The organism is Kitasatospora arboriphila (assembly GCF_039528095.1).
GTDB classification, from domain to species: Bacteria; Actinomycetota; Actinomycetes; order Streptomycetales; family Streptomycetaceae; genus Kitasatospora; species Kitasatospora arboriphila.
The window spans coordinates 1-21,327 of record NZ_BAAALD010000116.1; the positions used below are offsets into that span (position 1 = coordinate 1).

At 74.8% G+C, this 21,327-nt stretch carries 21 protein-coding genes and 1 pseudogene; 16 read left to right on the top strand and 6 right to left on the bottom strand.

Going from position 1 to position 21,327, the window contains the following annotated elements:
- The 5 genes and pseudogenes from ABD353_RS34940 to ABD353_RS34960 form a co-directional block, all read left to right on the top strand.
- Positions 1-332 (top strand): annotated as a pseudogene (locus tag ABD353_RS34940) (ATP-binding protein); the annotation flags it as partial.
- The gene (locus tag ABD353_RS34945) at positions 329-736 is read left to right on the top strand and encodes a roadblock/LC7 domain-containing protein (protein ID WP_344627735.1); all 408 of its coding nucleotides are present in this window, start codon (positions 329-331) and stop codon (positions 734-736) included. The pseudogene ABD353_RS34940 and the gene ABD353_RS34945, both read left to right, overlap by 4 nt.
- Positions 733-1,092: a DUF742 domain-containing protein gene (locus ABD353_RS34950; RefSeq protein ID WP_344627736.1), complete on the top strand. Its 360-nt coding sequence runs from the start codon at positions 733-735 to the stop codon at positions 1,090-1,092. The genes ABD353_RS34945 and ABD353_RS34950 overlap by 4 nt, the downstream gene beginning before the upstream one ends.
- Positions 1,073-1,690, top strand: a complete 618-nt coding sequence (locus ABD353_RS34955) for a GTP-binding protein (protein ID WP_344627737.1) — start codon at positions 1,073-1,075, stop codon at positions 1,688-1,690. Before ABD353_RS34950 ends, ABD353_RS34955 begins: the two co-directional genes overlap by 20 nt.
- Positions 1,691-1,836: 146 nt before the next feature.
- A complete protein-coding gene (locus ABD353_RS34960) occupies positions 1,837-3,285 on the top strand; it encodes a cytochrome P450 (protein ID WP_344627738.1) in 1,449 nt (482 codons plus the stop codon).
- Between the two features lie 71 nt (positions 3,286-3,356).
- Here ABD353_RS34960 and ABD353_RS34965 read toward each other — a convergent pair whose 3' ends face one another.
- The gene (locus tag ABD353_RS34965; protein ID WP_425555314.1) at positions 3,357-3,755 is read right to left on the bottom strand and encodes a winged helix-turn-helix transcriptional regulator; all 399 of its coding nucleotides are present in this window, start codon (positions 3,753-3,755) and stop codon (positions 3,357-3,359) included.
- A gap of 88 nt (positions 3,756-3,843) precedes the next feature.
- Between ABD353_RS34965 and ABD353_RS34970 the strand changes: the two genes are divergently transcribed.
- Together ABD353_RS34970 and ABD353_RS34975 are read left to right on the top strand one after the other, a co-directional pair.
- Complete coding sequence (locus tag ABD353_RS34970) at positions 3,844-4,698, top strand: SDR family oxidoreductase (RefSeq protein ID WP_344627739.1); 855 nt, start codon at positions 3,844-3,846, stop codon at positions 4,696-4,698.
- Between the two features lie 120 nt (positions 4,699-4,818).
- Entirely contained in the window at positions 4,819-5,691 is an 873-nt protein-coding gene (locus tag ABD353_RS34975) for a universal stress protein (RefSeq protein WP_344627740.1), read from the top strand.
- Positions 5,692-6,341: 650 nt separating this feature from the next.
- On the opposite strand, the gene ABD353_RS34980 is transcribed toward ABD353_RS34975, so the two are convergent.
- The 4 genes from ABD353_RS34980 to ABD353_RS34995 all read right to left on the bottom strand — a co-directional run bounded on the left by ABD353_RS34980 (position 6,342) and on the right by ABD353_RS34995 (position 9,644).
- On the bottom strand, positions 6,342-7,382 hold the full coding sequence (locus ABD353_RS34980; RefSeq protein WP_425555315.1) for a MerR family transcriptional regulator: 1,041 nt from the start codon (positions 7,380-7,382) through the stop codon (positions 6,342-6,344).
- Positions 7,383-7,571: 189 nt separating this feature from the next.
- Complete coding sequence (gene sigK, locus ABD353_RS34985) at positions 7,572-8,189, bottom strand: ECF RNA polymerase sigma factor SigK (RefSeq protein ID WP_344627741.1); 618 nt, start codon at positions 8,187-8,189, stop codon at positions 7,572-7,574.
- A gap of 89 nt (positions 8,190-8,278) precedes the next feature.
- Positions 8,279-8,683 carry a hypothetical protein gene (locus ABD353_RS34990; protein ID WP_344627742.1) on the bottom strand — a complete coding sequence of 135 codons (405 nt, stop codon included), beginning with the start codon at positions 8,681-8,683 and terminating at the stop codon, positions 8,279-8,281.
- Between the two features lie 91 nt (positions 8,684-8,774).
- Positions 8,775-9,644, bottom strand: coding sequence for a class E sortase (locus tag ABD353_RS34995; protein ID WP_344627743.1), 870 nt, complete (start codon positions 9,642-9,644; stop codon positions 8,775-8,777).
- Between the two features lie 390 nt (positions 9,645-10,034).
- On the opposite strand from ABD353_RS34995, the gene ABD353_RS35000 reads away from it, so the two are divergent.
- Positions 10,035-11,189, top strand: a complete 1,155-nt coding sequence (locus tag ABD353_RS35000) for a glycosyltransferase family 2 protein (protein WP_344627744.1) — start codon at positions 10,035-10,037, stop codon at positions 11,187-11,189.
- Positions 11,190-11,393: 204 nt separating this feature from the next.
- Here the strand turns inward: ABD353_RS35000 and ABD353_RS35005 are convergent, their stop codons facing one another.
- Positions 11,394-11,519: an LPXTG cell wall anchor domain-containing protein gene (locus tag ABD353_RS35005; RefSeq protein ID WP_344627745.1), complete on the bottom strand. Its 126-nt coding sequence runs from the start codon at positions 11,517-11,519 to the stop codon at positions 11,394-11,396.
- 184 nt (positions 11,520-11,703) lie between these two features.
- On the opposite strand from ABD353_RS35005, the gene ABD353_RS35010 reads away from it, so the two are divergent.
- From ABD353_RS35010 to ABD353_RS35045, 8 genes are all read left to right on the top strand, one after another.
- Positions 11,704-12,306: a hypothetical protein gene (locus tag ABD353_RS35010; protein ID WP_425555316.1), complete on the top strand. Its 603-nt coding sequence runs from the start codon at positions 11,704-11,706 to the stop codon at positions 12,304-12,306.
- A 113-nt stretch (positions 12,307-12,419) separates the two neighbouring features.
- On the top strand, positions 12,420-13,049 hold the full coding sequence (locus tag ABD353_RS35015; RefSeq protein WP_344627746.1) for a GNAT family N-acetyltransferase: 630 nt from the start codon (positions 12,420-12,422) through the stop codon (positions 13,047-13,049).
- Positions 13,050-13,141: 92 nt separating this feature from the next.
- Positions 13,142-14,350 (top strand): amidohydrolase, encoded by a 1,209-nt coding sequence (locus tag ABD353_RS35020; RefSeq protein ID WP_344627747.1) that lies wholly within the window; start codon positions 13,142-13,144, stop codon positions 14,348-14,350.
- 140 nt (positions 14,351-14,490) lie between these two features.
- Positions 14,491-16,167 carry an NAD(P)/FAD-dependent oxidoreductase gene (locus tag ABD353_RS35025; RefSeq protein ID WP_344627748.1) on the top strand — a complete coding sequence of 559 codons (1,677 nt, stop codon included), beginning with the start codon at positions 14,491-14,493 and terminating at the stop codon, positions 16,165-16,167.
- Positions 16,164-17,621 (top strand): ATP-binding protein, encoded by a 1,458-nt coding sequence (locus tag ABD353_RS35030; protein ID WP_344627749.1) that lies wholly within the window; start codon positions 16,164-16,166, stop codon positions 17,619-17,621. Before ABD353_RS35025 ends, ABD353_RS35030 begins: the two co-directional genes overlap by 4 nt.
- A 42-nt stretch (positions 17,622-17,663) precedes the next feature.
- Positions 17,664-18,524, top strand: coding sequence for an NAD(+)/NADH kinase (locus tag ABD353_RS35035; protein WP_344627750.1), 861 nt, complete (start codon positions 17,664-17,666; stop codon positions 18,522-18,524).
- Between the two features lie 188 nt (positions 18,525-18,712).
- Positions 18,713-20,650, top strand: a complete 1,938-nt coding sequence (locus ABD353_RS35040) for a LodA/GoxA family CTQ-dependent oxidase (protein ID WP_344627751.1) — start codon at positions 18,713-18,715, stop codon at positions 20,648-20,650.
- A partial coding sequence (locus tag ABD353_RS35045; protein WP_344627752.1) for an FAD-dependent monooxygenase occupies positions 20,650-21,327 on the top strand: 678 nt, incomplete at its 3' end. The genes ABD353_RS35040 and ABD353_RS35045, both read left to right, overlap by 1 nt.

Consider the following 21,327-nt stretch of genomic DNA (forward strand, 5'->3'; position numbering starts at 1 on the left):
AGCCCCGGCCGTACGGCCGGACGACGGCGGGCGCGTTCTCCACCGGCCAGTCGTTCGGGTCGAACGCGGGGATCCTCGCGGAGTCGGGCCGTACGGACAACGAGATTCCGGTGGTGGCCGAGCGTGCCCCGAACGGGTTGCCGCAGCGCCGCCGCCACGCCAGGCCCTCCCGGCCGGGCCCGGAGGTCTCCCGGGTCCCCGAGCCGGCCCAGGCACCGGTGCAGCCCGGCATGTGGCTGGCCGCGTTCCACGAGGGGGTGAACGGCCACACGCCGTCCACCGGTACGGCCGGCCCCACCAGTGAAGAGTCGGCAGGGAAGGGCGAGCAGTGATTCAGCAGCGCAGCAACATGGACTGGATGCTCAAGGAGCTGGCGAACGGCGTCCCGCACACCCGCCACATCATCGTGCTGTCGGCGGACGGCCTGCGGATGGCGCAGTACGGCACCGACCCGGACACCGCCGACCGCCTGGCCGCCGCCTGCGCCGGCCTGCAGAGCCTGGCCACCGCAGTGGGCCACGAGTTCCCGCACGGCGACGGCCGGATGCGGCTGGTGGTGATCGAGGTGAGCGGCGGCTTCTTCTACCTGATGTCCGCCGGCGCCCGGGCCTACCTGGCGGTGCTCGCCGACGAGGGCGTGGACGCGGGCCTGATGGGCCAGCGGATGCGCGATCTCGTCGCCAGGATCGGCGAGCATCTCAGTACACCGCCCCGCAACGGCGAGCAGGTCGCATGAGTGCAGGCGACCAGGACTGGGACGAGGGCATCCCCGAACGTCTCTATGTGATCACGCGAGGCCGCAGCGGCCTGGCCGAGCAGGCCACGTTCGACCTGGTCACCCTGATCGTCTCCCGCGCGGAACCGGCGCCCACCATGCAGCCGGAACTTGCGGCGATCCTGCGGATCTGCGGTTCGCCGCTCTCCGTGGCCGAGATCTCCGCCTACCTCGGGCTGCCGACCAGCGCGGTCACCGTGCTGCTGGCAGACCTCCTCGCCGACGGACGGATCGAGGCGCGCTCCCCCGTCCCGCAGGCGATCCTCCCCGACCGCGCCCTGCTGGAGGCGGTGATCCATGGACTACAGAGGCTCTGACACGCTCGCCGGGCCGGCGAGCGCGGACCTGCTGCCCGACTCGGCCACCATGGCGGTCAAGGTGGTGATCGTCGGCGGCTTCGGCGTCGGCAAGACCACCCTCGTCGGATCGGTGAGCGAGATCCGGCCGCTGACCACCGAGGAGACGATGACCCAGGCCGGCGCGGGCGTCGACGACCTGGCCGGGATCGAGCGCAAGACCTCCACCACGGTGGCGATGGACTTCGGCCGGATCAGCATCACCGACGAACTGGTGCTGTACGTCTTCGGCACGCCCGGCCAGGAGCGCTTCTGGTTCCTCTGGAACGGGCTGTTCGAAGGCGCGCTCGGCGCGGTCGTGCTGGTCGACACCCGGCGCCTGGAGGTGAGCTTCGACGTGATCGGGCGGCTGGAGGACCGCGGCGTGCCGTTCGTCGTGGCCGTCAACTCCTTCCCGGAGTCCCCCGGTTACCCCACCGAGGACCTGCGGGCCGCGCTCGACCTGGACTCCGAGGTGCCGATCGTCGCCTGCGACGCCCGGACCCGCGAGTCCAGCAAGGACGTCCTGCTCACGCTGATGCACTACCTGTACGGCCTCTCCGCCCGGGCGGCCCGGTGACCCGGCTGCCCGGCTGACACTCCGCCGCCCGGCCCCGCACCGCCCGTCCCCGGACCGCACCGCACCGCCCGTCCCCGGACCGCACCGCACTGCACTGCACCGCCCGTCCCCGACGAACCGCCACCCGCGACGACCCCGGAGCCATCGTGACCTCGCCGTTCCCCGAGAACACCTCCGCCACCCCGCCGCCCGGGTGCCCCGCCCACGGGCTCGGCCCCGACGGTCTGCGCCGCCTCTACGGCCCCGAGGCCGAGGCCGACCCGGCCGGCCTGTACGAGAAGCTGCGCGCCGAGCACGGCGAGGTGGCCCCCGTGCTGCTGCACGGCGACATCCCCGCCTGGCTGGTCCTCGGGCACTCGGCGAACCTCGCCGCGATGCGCACCCCGTCCCGGTTCTCCCGGGACTCCCGCCGCTGGACGGCCTTCCGCGACGGCCTGGTCACCCCGGAGTCCCCGCTGATGCCGGTGATCGCCTGGCAGCCGCTCTGCGTGTTCGCCGACGGTGAGGAGCACCGTCGGCTGCGCGGCGCGGTGACGGACGGCCTGAACCGCTTCGACCGGCGCGGGATCCGCCGCTACGTCACCCGCTTCGCCGACCAGCTGATCGAGGAGTTCGGCGCGTCCGGCCGGGCCGAACTGGTCTCCCAGTTCGCCGAACACCTGCCGATGCTGGTGATGACGCAGCTGGTCGGCATGCCCGAGGAGTACGGACCGCGGCTGGTCGAGGCCGCCCGCGACCTCATGAAGGGCACCGAGACGGCGATCGCGAGCAACGACTACGTGGTGGCGACGCTGCGCCGGATGATGGAGCGCAAGCGGGAGGCGCCCGGTGCCGACCTGGTGAGCTGGCTGATGCAGCACGAGGCCGGGCTCACCGACGACGAGGTGCTGGAGCACCTGCGGGTGGTGCTGCTCGCGGCGAACGAGACCACCGTCAACCTGATCGCGGACGGGCTGAAGATGGTCCTCACCGACCGGCGGTTCCGCGCCCACCTGTCCGGCGGCCAGATGACGCTGCCCGACGCCCTGGACCAGGTGCTCTGGGACTCCCCGCCGATGCTGCTGGTCGCGGGCCGCTGGGCCACCGGCGACACCGAGCTCGGCGGGCAGCAGATCAAGGCCGGCGACATGCTCCTGCTCGGCCTCGCGGCCGGCAACGCCGACCCGGCCGTCCGCCCGGACCTGTCGACGCCGCTCTTCGGCAACCGCTCCCACCTGGCCTTCGGCAGCGGACCGCACGAGTGCCCGGGCCAGGACATCGGCCGGGCCATCGCGGAGACCGGCATCGACATCCTGCTGACCCGCCTGCCGGACCTCCGACTCGCCGTCCCCGAAGCCGAGTTGACCTGGACCTCGGCCTGGATCTCCCGGCACCTGGTCGAGCTGCCGGTGAGCTTCTCCCCGCGCACGGCCGAGTCCGCGCCGACGGCCGCCGCCCCGCCGGTCGTACCGGCGACACCGACCGTCCCGGCACCGGCCTCACCCGCCGCACCGGCCGCACCGGCCGCAGCCCCTGCTCCGGAGTCGGTCGCCGCGGTGGTGCCGCGCCAGCGGCGCAGCTGGTGGACGGCGCTGACGAGCGTCTTCCGGCGCTGACCGCGTCACGGACCGCCCCACGGACCGCAGGTCCCGGGGCGGCTCCGGCGGTGGGCGGCGGTCAGCGGCTGTCAGCGGCTGTCGTAGGCCCGGCGGGCCGCTTCCACCGCCGGGAGGGCGCGCTCGACCCAGCGGCCCAGCCGTCCGACCAGGCCGGCGGCCTGCTCGCCGAGCGGGGTGAGGCTGTAGTCGACCCGGGGCGGGATGACCGGGTGGGCCTCGCGGTGCACGAAGCCGTCCCGCTCCAGGGTCTGGAGGGTCTGCGCCAGCATCTTCTCGCTCACTCCGGCGACCGCGCGGCGCAGCTCGCTGAAGCGGTAGCCGCGCTCGCGCAGGGCGATCAGCACCAGGACGCCCCAGCGGCTGGTGACGTGCTCCAGGATCCCGCGGGAGGGGCACATCCGGTCGGTGACGTCTCCGATGACGGTGGCAGGCGCGGAACCGCTGTCGAGCGGGGTACTTACCTTCATATCAGTACCGTACTTCAAAGTGGGTACTTTCGATCGGTTAGTGCGACGCCTACCGTGGTTGAAGTCGAAACCATCTGAGGAGCGCGTCATGATCGTCGTCACCGGAGCCACCGGACAGCTCGGCCGCCTGGTCGTCGAGGGCCTGCTGGAGCGGGTGCCCGCACAGCAGGTCGCGGTGGCCGTCCGTTCGCCCGAGAAGGCCGCGGACTGGGCCGCCCGCGGCGTCGAGGTCCGCGAGGCCGACTACGGCCGCCCGGAGACCCTCGTCGGTGCCTTCCGCGCCGGCGAGACGGTGCTGCTGGTCTCCGGCAGCGAGGTCGGCTCCCGGGTGCCGCAGCACACCGCCGTCGTCGAGGCCGCCAAGGCCGCCGGTGTCGCCCGGCTCGTCTACACCGGCGTGCTCGGCGGCGACGAGGCCACCTTCGACCTCGCCGCGGAGCACCGGGCGACCGAGGCCGCGATCCTCGCCTCCGGCCTGCCCTACACCTTCCTGCGGAACGGCTGGTACACGGAGAACTTCACCGCCGGCGCGGCCGGCGCGGTCGAGCGCGGGGTGGTGCTCGGCAGCAGCGGCGACGGCCGGCTCGCCACCGCGGCCCGGGCCGACTACGCGGCCGCGGCCGTCGCCGTGCTCACCGGCGAGGGCCACGAGAACCGCGCCTACGAGCTCAGCGGCGACACCTCCTGGAACCTCGCCGAGTACGCGGCCGAACTCTCCGCCCGCTCCGGACGCCCCGTCGCGTACCGGGACGTCGCCCCGCAGGAGCACCTGGACGCCCTCGTCGGTGCCGGGCTGCCGGCCGGTTTCGCGGCGATCCTGGTCGACGTCGACGCGGCCGTCCGCCGCGGCGAGCTCGACCGCGACCGCGGGGTCCTCTCCGCGCTGATCGGCCGGCCCACCACCCCGCTCGCCGACTCGGTGCAGGCCGCGCTGGGCGCCTGACCGCGGCAGGGACCTTGGTCCCTGCCCGCCGGAGCCGGCCGGACCTGGTGACGCACCGTCCGGGGCGCCGAGGATGGACCTGCGCCACTGCCGCGCAGCTCACCTCGGAGAGGAATTTCCATGCCCCAGTACGTACTTGCCGGGATCGACGGCTCGCCCGAGAGCAGCGCGGCGGCCCGCTGGGCGGCCGACGAGGCCGTCCGCCGCGGGCTGCCGCTGCGTCTGGTGCACGCGCAGACCTGGCTGGACGACGTCCACGCCGACGCCGGACAGCCCGCGGACGTCCGCGGGCTGACGCTGCGGATGCTGGCCGACGCCCGCGAGGAGGTCCGCGCCGCGCACCCGGCGCTGGAGGTCGGGGCCGAGCTGGTCGGTGGCGGGGACCCGGTCGACGTGCTGGTCGAGGCCGCCGCCGGGGCCGAGCTGCTGGTGGTCGGCTCCCGCGGGCTCGGCGGCTTCGCCGGGCTGGTGGTGGGATCGGTGGGGCTCGCCCTCGCCGGCCGGTCCGAGGCGCCGACGGTGCTGGTCCGGTCCGCCGGGGCGCAGGACGGCCCGCACCCGGAGGGAACCGCCGTGGTGGTCGGGGTCGACACCCGCTCGCCCTCCCCCGAGGTGCTCGAATTCGCCTTCCGCGAGGCCGCCCGGCGCGGGCTGGTGCTGCGTGCGGTGCACGGCTGGACCCCGCCGCCGGTGTGGGGCTACGCGGGCGGTGTCGCCCCGCAGGTCGAGGCCGACCAGTTCCGTGCCGTCGAGGCCGAGCTGCTCGACGAGGCCCTCGTCGGCTGGCGGGAGAAGTACCCCGAGGTGACCGTCCTTCAGGACTGCCGGATCGCCGGCGGCGCGCAGGCCGTCGTCGACACCGCCGCGGACGCCGCCCTGGTGGTCGTCGGCCGCCGGCGCCGCCGACACCGGGTCGGCCTGCACCTCGGCCCGGTCGCCCACGCCGTCCTGCACCACGCCCAGGCCCCGGTCGCCGTCGTCCCGCACGACTGACGGCACTCACCGGCACGGGTCGGTGGATGCACCGGCTCGCCGTCCGCGACGGACAGCAGGTGCTCGCCGACGGCATCGCCCACCTCTTCGGCCGTGCGGAATGCCCGGTCTGCGCCTGCCTCTACACCGTCGCGGACGAGTACTCGGCCGCCAACCGCCCGGTCGTGCGGCAGGGCGTGTCTTCAAGGGTGTACGGATGCCTCATGGGGCTCGGAGAAGTGCGCGACCCGGATGCAGACACTGCGCGGACCGTGGGTGAGCCGGATTCGCCAGGAGCACCGGTCCCGGACTGCGCAGTTCTCCCCCCGGCCTTCGGCCGGGAGGTGCCCCCACGAGCCCCTGACGCCTGCGTCGATGCGGCAGGCCCGGGGACGGCCCCCACGCCGTCCCCGGGTTCCGTGCGTCGGCCCGGCCGGCCCCCACGGCAGTCCGGGCCGCGTCCGCCTACCCCTGGTGCGGACGCCGCCGGTTCGGCGGTCCTGTCGGGTCCGGACGAGGGGTCCGGTCCGTGGACGGATCGTCAGGACTGCTTCACCGGTGCCTCCACCGTGCCGCACACCGGGCGGTCGCCCGGAGGGCCGAAGGTCCCGCCGACCGGCCCGGCGGCCGCCCCGCCGACCGGTCGGAGGTCTCCGGCCGGCTGACGGGGCTCAGGTGAGCAGCTGTTCGATGCGGTCGAGGGCGCCGGGCAGGTCGCGGGGGCGGAGGATGCCCGCGCCGGGCTGGTGGCCCGCCCAGCCCGGGCCCGCAATGAGGACGACCGGGCGGGCGCGCGAGCCGCGGCCGCCCCAGGCGGTCTCGGCGGCCCGGCGGGCGAGGACCCGGTCGGCGGTGTGCTTGGCCTGGGACCAGATCATCACGGCGGCCGGGCCCGTCCTGCGGACCGCCTCCAGCAGTGCTTCGGCGGGTACGGCGGCGCCGAACATCCGGTAGGGCAGGCCGCGTTCGGCCAGACCGGCGGCGACCGCCTCCAGCGGGAGGGTGTGCAGTTCGGCGGGCATGCCGGCGAGCAGGGCGGGCGGGCCGGGACGGGGCGGCACCGGCCGGTCGGCGACCCGGCGGAGCGCCGTGGAGACGTGCCAGGAGAGCAGGTGCTCGACCTCGACGTACCGCTCGCCCTCGCCGGCCCACCGGCGACCGGCCGCCCGCAGTGCGGGCATCATGACCTCCGTCCAGGCGGCCACCGCCCCCATGTCGTCGACGACCTGACGGAGGAGCCGGGCGACCTCCGCGGTGTCCAGGCGGACGGCGGCCCGGGTGAGGCCGCGGCACTCCGGGCTCACCGGCCCGGCCGCCGGGGCGTTCGCCGTGTCGATCCGGTCGGGGGACCCTTCGGCGGGGCCTTCGTGGGCGCCATCGCCGGGGGCGGCCCCGGCTCCGGACGGGACGGGCGCCGCGGCACCGAGGGCCAGCCGGGCGGCCTCGCCGGGCGGGACACCGCGGGCGGTCAGCCGGCACATGGCTTCGAGGACGGCGATGTCCTGCGGGGTCCAGCGCCGGTGGTGTCCCTCCTCGCGCCGGGCGGGCCCGATGCCGTAGCGCCGCTCCCAGGAGCGCACGGTGGTCGGTGAGACGCCGAGCCTGCGGGCCACTCCCCCGGTGGTGAGGCTGGCCTCGGCGAGCACCGGCGCAGCGGCGGGGGCCGTGGCGGTCGTGCCCGGTGGGCCGGTGGCGGGTGCGGGGGCTCCCACGGTCTCCTCCTCACGGACGGACGGACGGGCGGCCGGTCGGGCGGCCGGTCGGGCGGGCGGGCTGCTGGTCGGGTCGGCGACTCCGGTGGCTGCGGGGTCGCTGCCCGTCCAGCATGGCCAACCCGCACGCGGAGGGGCGCTCGCAGCGGTTGCGCACCGGAAGGGGCCGCCGGCCCGTCCAGCTGTGGGTCAGTCATGGACGGCGAGGCTGTCCCGCATCCGGGTCAGCCCGTCCCGCATCCGGGTCTTGACCGTGCCGAGCGGGGCGCCGAGCATCGCGGCGATCTGCGACTGCGAGTAGCCGCCGTAGTACGCGAGGGCGAGCGACTGCCGTTGGAGTTCGGTGAGTGCGCCGAGGCAGCGCCGGACCCGGTCCCGGTCGATGCGGCGTTCCACGGCCTCGGCGACCTCGTCGAACACCGGGGCGGGCGAGGCGGCGGCGGCCCGCCGGTCGCGGTCGGCGGAGGCCTGCGCGGAGCGGACGCGGTCGACGGCGCGGCGGTGGGTGATGGTGAGCACCCAGGTCAGCACCCCGCCGCGGTCCGGCCGGTAGCGGGCGGCGGTGCGCCAGACCTCCAGCAGCACCTCCTGGGCCACTTCCTCGGCCTGCGCCCGGTCCCGCAGCACCCGGTGGGCGAGTCCCAGCACGGGGCCGGCCACTGCCTCGTAGAGCACGCCGAACGCGCGTTCGTCGCCGCGGGCGATGCGCGGCAGCAGGCCTGACAGGTCCCGGGCGCCGGTAACGGGCTGTGCCGGAACGCGGTCGACGGGGTCTGCGGGGAGGGGGTGCTCACGGACGGCTGTCACGCTGCGACCCTCCCGGCCCGGCCGGTTCACGGGCTACTCGCAGCGTTCCTGCACCGTTCCCGCCATGGCGGCCCGACAGGGCCCGCGGGTCAGTCGGTGAGCAGCTCGGCCAGGCGCTTCGCCGTCCTCTCTCCGGCCCGCTGCTTGATCAGCCCCTCCTTGGCGGCGGCGCGCAGCAGCACGACGGTGGTGTCCTCGCCCTCCCCGGCGGTGAGCACCGCGGTCACCAGGACGGGGTTCATGTTCCAGGCGCCGCCTCCGGTCAGCACCCGGATCGCGCTGCGCCGCCCGGCGGGGGCGGAGCGGCCCGGTGGGACCCGCCGGCCCTGCCGGCCGAGGACGGCGGACACCCGGGCCCGGGCGCGGGCGGACGGCAGCGGGAGCGTCAGGGTGATCTCGTGGACGTTCTTCGGCAGCCGCAGGGCGACGAGCCGGGAGAGCCTGCCGCCGAGGGCGCCGACGGCCTCGGCCAGGATCTCGTCCTCGTCGTCCACTGCCGCTCCCCCGTCCCGGCCGCCACCCGGGCCGCCGCTGTACGAGGATCAGACTATCGGCCGGTTTCGGCGGGCCCGGACTGACGGTCCGTCAAGCCTTGGCCGGGGCCGAGGAGGTCGAGGAGGACGGGGAGGACGGGGAGGACGGAGACGACGGGGCGACCGGGGAGGACGGTGACAGCGACGGCTCCGGGGACGGCACCGGAGAGTCGGCCGGAGAAGCAGCCGGGGAGGCGGCCGGGGACTGCGGTGCGTCGCGGTGCAGTTCGGCGGGCGGGGTCCGCTCGGCGTCCATCGGGTCGACCCGCACCAGGCTGCCCCAGACCGCCATCCGGTACAGCGAGGTGTAGACGGGGGTGCAGGTCGTCAGGGTGATGTAGCGGCCGGGCGCGTGGTACGGGGAGCCCGCGGGGACGGCCGCGACGATGCCGACGTTCTCCGGCGAGGTCTCGGGCAGGATGCCGTCCACCCGGTAGACGTACCAGCTGTCGCGGGTCTCGACGACGATCGGCGCACCGACGTCCACCGCGTCGAGGTCGTGGAACTTCGCGCCGTGGCCGTCCCGGTGGGCGGCGAGCGCGAAGTTGCCGGACCGGTCCCAGGGCATCGCGGCGCGGGGCTCCTGGTAGACGCCGGCGACGCCCTGGTCGAGGACGGCCGGGGCGGTGCCGACCTTGATGACGACCGGGTCCTGCTGCATCGCGGGGACGTGCAGGAAGCCGACCTCCTGCCCGGTGGTCACGGTGCTCGGTGCGCCGGAGGGGCCGGGTGCCGCCCAACTCTGCCGCAGCCGGTCGCCGGCCCGGTCGGCCTGCCGGTCGGCGAGGACGTCCGTCCACCAGAGCGAGTACGCGGCGAACAGCGCGGCCGCCAGGGCGATCGTCAGCATCAGGTTGCCGAAGGCGTTCGTCCACCTGCGGCGCGGGGATCGCCGCGCGTCCTCTGCCGGAGCCCGGTCCATCGGGTCCTCCTCCGCCGGGCGCCTGCCGGTCGCCCCGTCGGCCCGACGTCCGAAGACCCGTCAGACCGGCGTCCGACGGCGCCGCTTGTCCGTGCCCGGGTTCCGTCCGCCGCGTGGGCCGTCCGTCCCGGAGTTGTCCGTTCCCCGACAGTCTGCCGACCGGGGACGGCCGGTCGGCGCGGACGGCACGGGGCATTCGGGTGACACGGTCCGCCGGACGGCCCGCCAGGGGCCGCCCCGCGGAGCTCTTCACTCGAACGGCATGCGCGCCTTCCGCCGGACACCGCGCCCGTAGCTATTACAACTCTGAATGTCGTACGGGTTCGTCCGAGCCCGCGGTCCCGACACCGAATCCCCCCGCCCTCCCCTCCCCCCGCGAGGCCATTTGCCATGAGTACTGCCACCCGCCCGCTGACGCTCACGGTCATCGTTCCCGCGCACAACGAGGAACAGGGCCTCCCGGCGACACTCGAGGCGCTGCTGCGACAGACCGTTCCCGCCGAGCAGATCGTCGTCATCGACGACGGGTCGACGGACCGCACCGGCGAGGTCGCCGCCGGGTACGGCGTGACGGTGCTGCGCCCGCCCCGGAACCTCGGCAGCAAGGCCAAGGCGCAGAACTACGCGCTGCCGTTCTGCACGACCGACCTGGTGCTCGCCGTCGACGCCGACACCGTCCTGGCGGACGACTACATCGAACACATCAAGCCGGCCTTCGACGACGAGGATGTGCTGATCGCGTCCGGTTGCGTGCAGAGCCGGTTCGAGCGGACCTGGGCCGAGCGCGGCCGGTCCGTGGAGTACCTCTACGGCTTCCACTGGAACCGTCCGATCGAGAACATGGCCAACTCGCCGGTGGTCTGCTCCGGCTGCTGCTCGGTCTTCCGGCTCCAGCCGCTGGTCGACTTCGGCGGGTTCCCGGAGCGGACGATCGTCGAGGACATGGACTACACCTGGTCCGTGCAGATGGCCGGGAAGAAGGCCGTCTACGTCAGCGCGGCGGTCGCCTGGGCGGCCGACCCCGAGGACCTCACCTACCTGCGCAAGCAGACCTGGCGCTGGGCGGCGGGGTACTTCCAGAACGTCCGCATCCACCTGCCTCGGATGATCTTCAAGAAGCCGATGCTGGCGTTCTGGGTGGCCCTCAAGCTGTGGGAGACCATCGCCGTCCCGCTGTGGCTGGTCCTGCCGCTGGTGGTGCCCGGCGTCGGCTTCTCGATCGGGGACGCCTTCCTCTGGTGGTTCCTGTGGTGGCTGTCGACCAGCACCCTGATGATCGGCCTGCCGCTGGTCTACGCCGCCCGGAAGCGGAAGATCCCCCTGAGGCGCGTCCTGCGGAACCTGCCGTACGTCTTCCTCACCAAGCTGGTGGACTTCTGCTACCAGTGGAAGGCGCTGGTCGTCGAACTGGTCCTGGTGCCGTTGCGGCTCTCCAAGGGCCTGGTGAACTACGAGAAGGGCCGCGCCGACACGCCCGCCGTCCCCGCGCCGGCCGTCCGGGCCGGGATCGAGTCCGGCGAGCCCGCCCCCGCCACGACCACCTGACCGCCGCTGCTCCGGCCGGCCCCGCACTGCGCGGGGCCGGCCGCCGCCCGCTCGGACGGAGCACACCCGGCACCGCCCGCGCACGACCGCCTCCGCCGGCTGCTCACAGCTGCGCCGCACAAGGATCGAGGTGCCCGGCACCGCCCCCTCGCGGGGCGGGCTCGGGCACCTCGGTGCGTTCTCCTCGGAGCGGTCGACGCTCCGTCAGCGACCCGCCGTCCGACGGCCGAAGAACTTCATCATCAGGCCGGACGCGCCCAGCACCAGCGCCACGCCCACGTACGCGAGGCCGCTGAAGCCGGTCTTCGGAAGAGAGTGCCCATATCCCATGAGGATGTTTCCTTTCGGTGAGGGTCCCAGCACTGATGCACCGGTCGGCCGGTGCCGCCGGGCAACTGAGTACCAATATGTTTTTAAGCTGCCCGCGGCGATTTCCGGCGAGAGGCACGTATGTTGTTCGGGTGAAGCTCGTACGGAAACCGTCCGACGACCCGGCCGGCCGGGGGTGACGGCGGTGCACGGCTTCGCCACCACCGAGTTCCAGCTCGTCCTGCTGCGCCGGATGGCCGACTTCCACCCCGAACCGGTGGAAGCGGCCCTGCACCGGCTCGGGGCCACCCGCGCCGGCATGCGGGAGGCGAACAAGCGCTGGCAGGCGATGCTCCGCTCGCCCCGCTTCCCGCACGGCGCCCGCCGGTACGCCGCCGTGCTCGGCCCGCCGGAGGCCGTGCTGCCCCGCCGGATCGGCGACCTGGACTGCACGGTGCAGCAGTGGGCGCTGCCGCTCTGGCCGGACCTTCGGTTCGAGATCCTGCTCGGGCCCGGCGGCGGTGCGTCCCCGCCGTGGAACGAGTGGCTGGTCCGCGCGCCCGGCTCGGCCCCGCCGCGGCTGCGCACCCTGGAGGACCTCCTCCCGTGGAGCTGCGTCGTGGCGGACGTCGGCGCGGCCTTCCCGCCCGCCGCGCCCCGCGAGGGCAGTGCGCCGACCCGGTGGCAGCTCGACTTCACGGCCCCGGACGCCGCCGGCCGACTGCACTCCTGCACCGCCGACTTCACCTGGGGCCTGCTGCAGGAGGTGCGCACCACCGGCACCGCCCCCGGCACGGACCCCGCCTGACGACCCGTCCGGTCCGCGGCCGGCGGCTGCGGGTCGGCGGAAAATCGCGGGAGGCCCGGCCGGATCTGTGGTCGGATACCGGTCGACTCGACCGTCCGAGAAGGGGGATGCCCGTGGGATCCGTACTGCAGGCGCCGGTGCTGGAGGGTTCGCTGGTGCGGCTGGAGCCGCTGGAGCACCGCCACGCGGCGGGCCTGGCCGCTGCGGCGGAGGAGGACCGCGGCTCGTACGGCTTCACCTGGGTGCCGGCCGCGGCGGAGGCCACGGCGTACGTGGACAAGCAGCTCGCCCGGGCGGCCGCCGGCCTGCTCGCCCCGTTCGCCCAGGTGGACCGCGCCTCGGGGCGGGTGGTCGGGGCGACCGCGTTCTGGGACCCGCGGCCCTGGCCGGACGGCGAGGGACTCTGTGCGATCGAGGTCGGCTTCACCTGGCTGGCCGCGTCCGCGCAGGGCACCGGGCTGAACACCGAGGCCAAGTACCTGCTGTTCCGGCACGCCTTCGAGCAGTGGGGCGTGGCGCGGGTCGACCTGAAGACCGATGCGCGCAACGGCCGCTCGCGGGCCGCGATCGAACGCGTCGGCGCCCGGTTCGAGGGGGTCCTGCGGAACTGGTCGGCCTCGTGGGCGCCCGGCGAGCAGGGCAGCCTCCGCGACTCGGCGATCTTCTCGGTGACGGCGCAGGAGTGGCCGGAGGTCCGGGCCGGTCTCGAACGGCGCCTCGCCGGGCACCGCACCGCACGGTGACGCCGCACGGTGACACGGCACGGTGACACGGCACCGGCCGGAGGCCCGCGGCCGATGATGGGAGCAGTGCCCGGCACGACGGAGGAGGACCCGTGACCGCTTCCACCGCCACCGTGTTCCGCGGTGTCCGCCCGTTCGGCGTCGGCGAGCCGGTCGACCTGGTCGCCGTGGACGGGCTGCTGGCCGATCGGGTGCCCGAGGGCGCCCGGGTGGAGGTCGTCGACGGGAGCGGCCGGATCGCCCTGCCGACGCTGGTGGACGCCCACGTCCACCCGGACAAGACGGCCTGGGGCGAGCCCTGGTACAGCCGCCGTCCGGCCTCCGGGCTGCCCGAGTACGTGCGGGGCGACGTCGACCTGTACGCGCAGCAGCGGACGCCGGTCGCCGAGCGGGCCCGGCGGCTGCTGGCGCACGCGGTGGCGCTGGGCACCCGGGCGGTCCGGGCGCACGTCGACGTGGCCCCGGCCTACGGGCTGGCCGGCGTCGAGGGCCTCGCGGCGGCGCGGGAGCGGCTGCGCGGGGCGCTGGACGTCCAGGTGGTGGCCTTCCCGCAGCACGGGGTGCGGCGGACGCCCGGCGCGGGCGCGCTGCTGGCCGAGGCGGCGGCGAGCGGGCTGATCGACGCGGTGGGCGGGATCGACCCGGCGGGATTCGACGGGGTGGGTGCGGCGGGCGAGGGCCCGGACCAGCTGGACCAGGTCTTCGGCCTCGCCGAGCGGCACGGCCTGCTCGTCGACGTCCACCTGCACGACGCCGGGGAGCGCGGTCTGGCCCCGCTGCGGGACATCGCCGCCCGGACGAGGGCGGCGGGCATGCAGGGCCGGGTGGTGGTGAGCCACGCGTTCTGCGTGCCGGAGCTGCCCGGGGCCACGCTGGCCGGTCTGGCGGAGCTGCTGGCGGACGCCGGTGTCGGGCTGACGACCGTGGCGCCCTCGGCGCACCAGGTGCTGCCGTTCCGGGTGCTGGCGGAGCACGGGGTGCGGGTGGGCCTGGGCTCGGACGGCGTCCGGGACTCGTGGAGCCCGTTCGGCAATGCGGACATGCTGCACCGCGCGCACCTGCTCGGCTGGACGACCGACGCACGGACGGACGGCGAGCTGGCCGAGTGCTTCGCGCTGGCCTCCGCCGGCGGCGCCGCGCTGCTGGGGCTGCCCGCCGCGGACCTGGCGCCCGGCTCGCCGGCCGACTTCCTGCTGGTCGAGGGCGAGTGCCTGCCGCAGGTGGTGGTCGACCTGCCCCGGCGGGACGTGGTCGTCCGGGCGGGCCGGGTGGTCGCCCGGGACGGGCGGTTCACCGGCTGAGCGGCGGGTCGGCCGAGCGGCCGGCCGCACCATTCATGGTGAAGTGCCCGGATCGTCCCTAGGATGGATGACCGGCGCTCGGGCGTGGCCGGACGGGTGACGTCCAGGGCGGAAGCCGATCAGCTCGGGACGGGGTCCCCATGGCTCAGGCCGCCGGTCCGCCGCGGACCGTTCTCATCACCGTGGACGACGATCCGGCGGTGTCCCGCGCCGTCGCCCGGGACCTGCGCCGGCGGTACGGCGAGTCGTACCGGGTGGTGCGCGCGGAGTCCGGGGAGTCGGCGCTGGAGGCGCTGCGGGAGCTGAAGCTGCGCGGCGACCCGGTGGCGGTGATCATTGCCGACTACCGGATGCCGGCGATGAGCGGCATCGAGTTCCTCGAACAGGCGATCGACATCTACCCCGATGCGCGGCGGGTGCTGCTCACCGCGTACGCGGACACCGGCGCGGCGATCGACGCCATCAACGTGATCGACCTCGACCACTACCTCCTCAAGCCGTGGGAGCCGCCGGAGGAGAAGCTCTACCCGGTGCTGGACGACCTGCTGGAGGTGTGGCGGGCCGCCGACCACCGCCGGGTCGCCGTCACCAAGGTCGTCGGCCACCGCTGGTCGGCGCGCTCCTCCGCGGTGCGGGAGTTCCTGGCCCGCAACGAGGTGCCCTACCGCTGGTACTCCTCCGACGACCCCGAGGGGCGGCGGCTGCTCGCCGCCGCGGGCGAGGACGGCCGGCGGCTGCCGCTGGTGGTCACCCCGGACGGCACGGCGCTGGTCGCACCCGCCGACCGGGACCTCGCCGCCCGGGTCGGCCTGGCCACCACCCCGGCCGCCGACTTCTACGACCTCGTCATCATCGGCGGCGGGCCGGCCGGCCTCGGCGCGGCCGTCTACGGCGCCTCCGAGGGGCTGCGGACCGTCCTGGTGGAGCGCTCCGCGACCGGCGGCCAGGCCGGCCAGAGCTCGCGCATCGAGAACTACCTCGGCTTCCCGGACGGCGTGTCCGGGGCGCAGCTCACCGACCGGGCGCGGCGCCAGGCGGCGAAGTTCGGTGCCGAGATCCTCACCGCGCGGGAGGTCACCGGGCTGGAGGTCGGCGGCGCCGCGCGGGTCGTCCGGTTCGCCGACGGCTCGGCGATCGCCGGGCACGCGGTGATCCTGGCGACGGGCGTGTCCTACCGGCAGCTGGACGCGCCGGGGGCGGCGGAGCTGACCGGGTGCGGGGTGTTCTACGGCTCGGCGCTGACCGAGGCGGCCGCCTGCCAGGGCCAGGACGTGTACATCGTCGGCGGCGCCAACTCGGCCGGCCAGGCCGCCCTGTTCCTGGCCCGCAGCGCCAAGTCGGTGACCCTGGTGGTGCGCAGGCCCTCGCTGGCGGCGACCATGTCGCACTACCTCGTCCAGCAGGTCGAGGAGGCCCCGGAGATCTCCGTCCGCGCCAACACCGTGGTGGAGGCGGCGCACGGCGAGCACCAGCTGGAGCGGCTGACGCTGCGCGACACCGAGTCCGGCGGGAGCGAACTCGTCGACGCGCAGTGGATGTTCGTGTTCATCGGGGCGGCGCCGCGGACGGACTGGCTGGAGGGCACGGTGCTCCGGGACTCCCGCGGGTTCATCCTGACCGGCCCGGACCTGGCACCGGAGGGCCGGCTGCCGGCCGGCTGGGAGCTGGACCGCCCGCCCTACCATCTGGAGACGAACGTCCCCGGCGTGTTCGTCGCCGGGGACGCCCGCGCCGAGTCGGCCAAGCGCGTCGCCTCCGCCGTCGGCGAGGGCGCGATGGCCGTGATGCTCGCCCACCGCTACCTGGAGCAGTCATGACCGGCCGTCCGATGCCCTGCGATCCGGTGGAGCTCTCCACCCTCTTCCTGTTCGAGGAGCTCGACCCGGAGCAGCTGGACCGGCTCTGCCGGGAGGGCTCGGTGGTGGAGTTCGACGCGGGGCCGGTGTACGCCGAGGGTGATCCGGCGAGCTGCTTCTACGTGCTGCTGGAGGGCACGGTGGTGCTCTCGCGCAAGGTCGGCGACTCCGACGTGGAGGTCACCCGGACCTCCGACCGCGGGGTGTACGCGGGGGCGTTCCAGTCCTACCTGGGCGACCGGGTGCCGCAGGTGTACAACAGCTCGCTGCAGGTGCCGGAGCGTTCGCGGTTCTTCGTGCTGCCGGCGGAGACCTTCGCGCAGGTGATGCGGGAGTGGTTCCCGATGGCCGTGCACCTGCTGGAGGGGCTGTTCTTCGGGTACAAGAGCGCGCAGGCCGCGGTCGGGCAGCGGGAGCGGCTGCTCGCCCTGGGGGCGCTGTCCGCCGGGCTCACCCACGAGTTGAACAATCCCGCGGCGGCGGCCGTCCGGGCCACCTCGGCGCTGCGCGAGCGGGTCGCCGGGATGCGCCACAAGCTGGGCGCGATCGCGGCGGGCCCGTTCCGGCGGGAGAGCCTGGAGTCGCTGGTCGAGGTCCAGGAGCGGACGGCGGAGCGGGTCGCCAAGGCGGTCGCGCTCAGCCCGCTGGAGGCCTCGGACCGCGAGGACGCGCTCGCCGACTGGCTGGACGGGCACGGCATCGCGGGCGGCTGGCAGTTGGCCCCGACCTTCGTCCAGGCCGGCCTGGACACCGACTGGCTCGACCAGGTCGCGGCGCGGGTGGACGAGGGCCTGTTGGAGGGGGCGGTGCGGTGGCTCAACTACACCGTCGAGACCGAGCTGTTGATGAACGAGATCGAGGAGTCCACCAACCGCGTCTCGGCGCTCGTCACCGCGGCGAAGCAGTACTCGCAGCTCGACCGGGCGCCGTACGGCACGGCCGACGTGCACGAGCTGATCGACAGCACGCTGCTGATGGTCTCCGGGAAGATCGGCCCGCGGATCCGGGTGGTCAAGGAGTACGACCGGACGCTGCCGGCGATCCCCGCCTACCCGGGCGAGCTCAACCAGGTGTGGACGAACCTGATCGACAACGCCGTCGCCGCGATGGACGGCGACGGCGGCGAGGGCACGCTGACGGTGCGCACCGCGCGCGACGGCGACCGGCTGCTCGTGGAGTTCGGCGACACCGGCCCGGGCGTGCCGGAGGAGATCCGCGACCGCATCTTCGACCCGTTCTTCACCACCAAGCCGGTGGGCGAGGGGACGGGCCTCGGCCTCGACATCTCCTGGCGCATCGTCGTCAACAAGCACCACGGCGACCTGCGGGTGGAGTCCGTGCCGGGCGACACCCGGTTCCAGGTGCGCCTGCCGCTGACCGCACCGGGCGCGGGCACGGCCGAGCAGCCTTCCTGAGCGGCCGCCGGGCCGCCCGACCGACAGAGCGAGGTGGACGGGATGGGATACATCGGCACGGTGGGGCTGGTGCTCCACCCGGAGCGCCAGTGCTCGTCCACCGTGGACGCCGTTCTCGACTGGGGGCACGGGCGGGGTGCGAAGGTGCTGGGGATGGCCGAGGAGGTGCACCGGATCGGCTGCCGGGCGATCCCGGTCGGGGCCGAGGAGATGACGGCGTCCGCGGACCTGCTGATCAGCCTGGGCGGGGACGGCACCATGCTGCGGGCGCTGCGCCTCGCGGTCGGCGGGCACGCGCCCGTGCTCGGGGTGAACGTCGGGCGGCTGGGGTTCCTGGCCGAGGTCGACATCCCGGAGCTGCCGTCGGCGCTGGACGCGATCGACGAGCACCGGTTCACGGTGGAGCAGCGGTCCGGCGTCCGGGCCGGGTTCGAGGCGGGGTACGAGACGGCGCTCAACGACGTGGTGCTGGTGCGCAGTCCGGGGCAGCGCTCGGCGGAGGTCGCCGTGCGCGTCCAGGAGCAGCCGTTCGTGCAGTACACGGCGGACGCGGTGGTGGTCGCCACGCCCACCGGGTCGACCGCGTACAGCTTCTCCGCCGGGGGCCCGATCGTGTCGCCCAACGCCGAGGGGCTGCTGATCACGCCGGTGGCGCCGCACGCGGTGTTCAACCGTTCGGTCTTCCTCTCCGCGGGCGAGCGGCTGTCGTTGGAGGTGCTGGCGCACAGCGGGGACCTCGCCGTGGAGGCGGACGGCCGGCTGGTCGGCCATGTCCGCCCGGGTGACGTGGTCGAGGTGACCATGCTGCCGGCCGCGGCCCGGGTGGTCCGGCTCGGCCGCACCACGTTCTACCAGCGGGCGCAGCGCAAGCTCCGTCTCTCCGGTTCGGCCGAGCCGGACTGACGGGCGGGGCCCGCGCGCCCCGCTGACGGGCCGTCGGTGGGGACGGCGCGCCGTACCGCGCCCGGGTTTCACTCCTTCAGGTGGTCGTTCGTGGCGGAACGATCTGCACCGCTCCGCCCGCCATAGTCTTTCGCCCACGAACGGCTGCGCTCGCGGCCCGACCACCTTCCATTGGAGGAAGCATCCCCATGCTCGACGAGGTCGTGCGGGCGGCGATCCACCCCGCCATCGGGATCGCCCGGGTGGGCAACTCGCCGGAGGAGTTCTACCTCGCACCCGAGGTGCCCGACCCCCTGCCGGAGGCACCCGGCTTCTACAAGGACGCCACCGGGGCGATCAAGCGCGAGGCCGCGCGGTTCCGCGTCTACGGCTACGACGCCCGCGGCGAGGTCGTCGCCGAGCTCACGCCCGACAACGCCGACATCCGGTGGACGGCGCACCTGGCCAACAAGAAGGCCGCCTGGTACCAGTTCCAGCTGGCCCTGGACATCCCGGACGCCGCCCTCGCCAAGCCGGCCGAGCTGCGCAACAAGGACATCACCGGGGACCTCCGCCGGGACCTCGTCATCGACCCCGGGGCGATCGGGATCTCCGGCCGCAGCGTCTCCGGGCCGGACTTCCACTTCCGCGGCGGCACCTTCATGGGCAAGGAGGTCTACCTCGGCGAGCTGCGCACCGACGAGGACGGCCGGCTGCTGGTGTTCGGCGGCTTCGGCGCGTCGGCCTCGTACAACGGCGTGCCGGTGCACACCTACGCCAACAACGACGGCTGGCACGACGACGTCGCCGACGGCCCGGTCACCGCGGAGGTCACCGTCGGCGGCCGCAGCGTGCCGGTCGACCCGGCCTGGGTGCTCGTCGGGCCGCCGAACTACGCCCCCGCGCTCAAGGGCATCCGCACCCTCTACGACCTGCTGTTCGACGTGTTCGTCGGCACCGGCGCACTGCCCTTTCCGGAGAAGGTGTCCTTCACCCGGCACATCGCGCCGGTCCTCGGGCGGTTCTGCGACCACCAGTGGGTGAACCACGGCTTCGCCGGGTTCTACGGGCACCGGGGCCTCGCCCCGTTCGTCACGCCGGAGGCCATGCAGCGCCTGAGCAGCACCTCCCCCGGCCGCCGGGCGCTGCGCCGTCAGGTGTTCAACGCCCTGCGGGACTTCGGACGCGACGGCGGCTCGCCGGTGCCGTGGCCGTGGCTGTACGGCGACGGGATGGCCGTCCCGCCGCGCACCCCGCTGCAGCACATGGCCCTCTCGCCGACCCAGTACCGGATGTTCCAGTACTGGGCGGACGGCGAGTTCGAGGACGACTGGGGCTCGCCCGACGTCCGGCCGGTGCACCGGCTCGCGGACCTGCCCGTCGCCGGGCAGCCCGCCGCACTGGACCGCGCCGCCCTGGACTTCTGCCTCGCGGACGCGTTCCACCCCGGCTGCGAGGTCACCTGGCCGATCCGCCACCCCTCGATGTACGTGGCGCCGTTCCGGATCCGGCACCGCTCCGCCGACCGGCCGGAGCCGTCGTACGGCACGGTGCTCACCCCGGAGACGGCGCTCTCGGTCAACGGGCCGCTGTACGCCCAGGGGCCGGGCGACCTGACCCGGTGGATGGCGGTGCCGTGGCAGACCGACACCGCGAGCTGCCGCTCCGGGTACGAGCTGGCGCTGAGCCCGCGCCACGACCCCTACCTGCCGACCTTCTGGCCCGCCCGGGTGCCCAACCACGTCCTGACCGAGGAGGACTACCGGGTGGTGGCGGACGAGGGCCGGCCGCTCGACGAGCGGACGGAGGCCTTCGAACGGCGGGCGGTGTGGCTGCGCGGCCTCAAGGGGCAGAACGCCGAGCAGCTCAACCAGATGATCGACGACTGGTACCGGCTCGGCATCGTCGAGGTGCGCGACGGCGTCCCCGGCTTCCCGGACCGCATCCAGGTCGAGTCGGCCCCCTCGATCGACCTGACCGGCGTGACGCACACCCAGAACCTGGTCACCCTGCACGTCCCGCAGGCCGCGGACCCGGCCGCCGCGTCCGTGGCGATCAACCAGGCCATCGCCGTCAGCGGCTACTCCCCCGACGAGGTGACGGCCGGGTTCATCGACAAGGTCGCACCGTTCCGCGACTCCGTCTGATGGCGGGCCGCTCCGGCCCGGCCGCCGACCGGTACGACGTCCTGGTGGCAGCGGGCGGCCCGGCCGCCGCCGCGGCCGCCCTCACCCTGGCCCGCGCGGGCCGGACGGTGCTGCTCGCCGACGCCGGGAGTGCACCGCCGCGGACCGGCGAGTCGCTGCCCTCGGTCGCCCGGGTGCTGCTGCACGACCTCGGCGCCGGCCCCGGGCCGCTCGCCGCCGGTCATCCGCCCTGCTACGCCCACCTGTCCGCCTGGGGGTCCGCCGCCCTCGTCCGCACGGACTTCATCGACGACCCGAACGGCCCCGGCTGGCACCTCGACCGGGCCCGCTCCGACCGGGCCCTGCTGGCCGAGGCCCGCGCGGCCGGCGCCCGGACGGCGGGGCGGACGGCCGTCCGGGCGGTGCACCGGCGGCCGGACGGCGACTGGACGGTCGCCCTGCTCGGCCGCGGAGGCGCCCGCACCGTCCGCTGCCGGTGGCTGGTGGACGCCACCGGGCGGCGCCGGGCGGTCGCCGCCCGCTGCGGGGGCGCCCGGCGGGACACGGGGCGCCTGGTGGCCACCCTGCTGGGGCTCCCGGGCCGGGGACCGGGCGGGCCCCCCTCCCCCGCCGGGGCGCCGGCCCACCTGGGTGCGCTGGCCTGGCTGGAACCCCGGCTCGTGGCCGTGCCGGTCGCC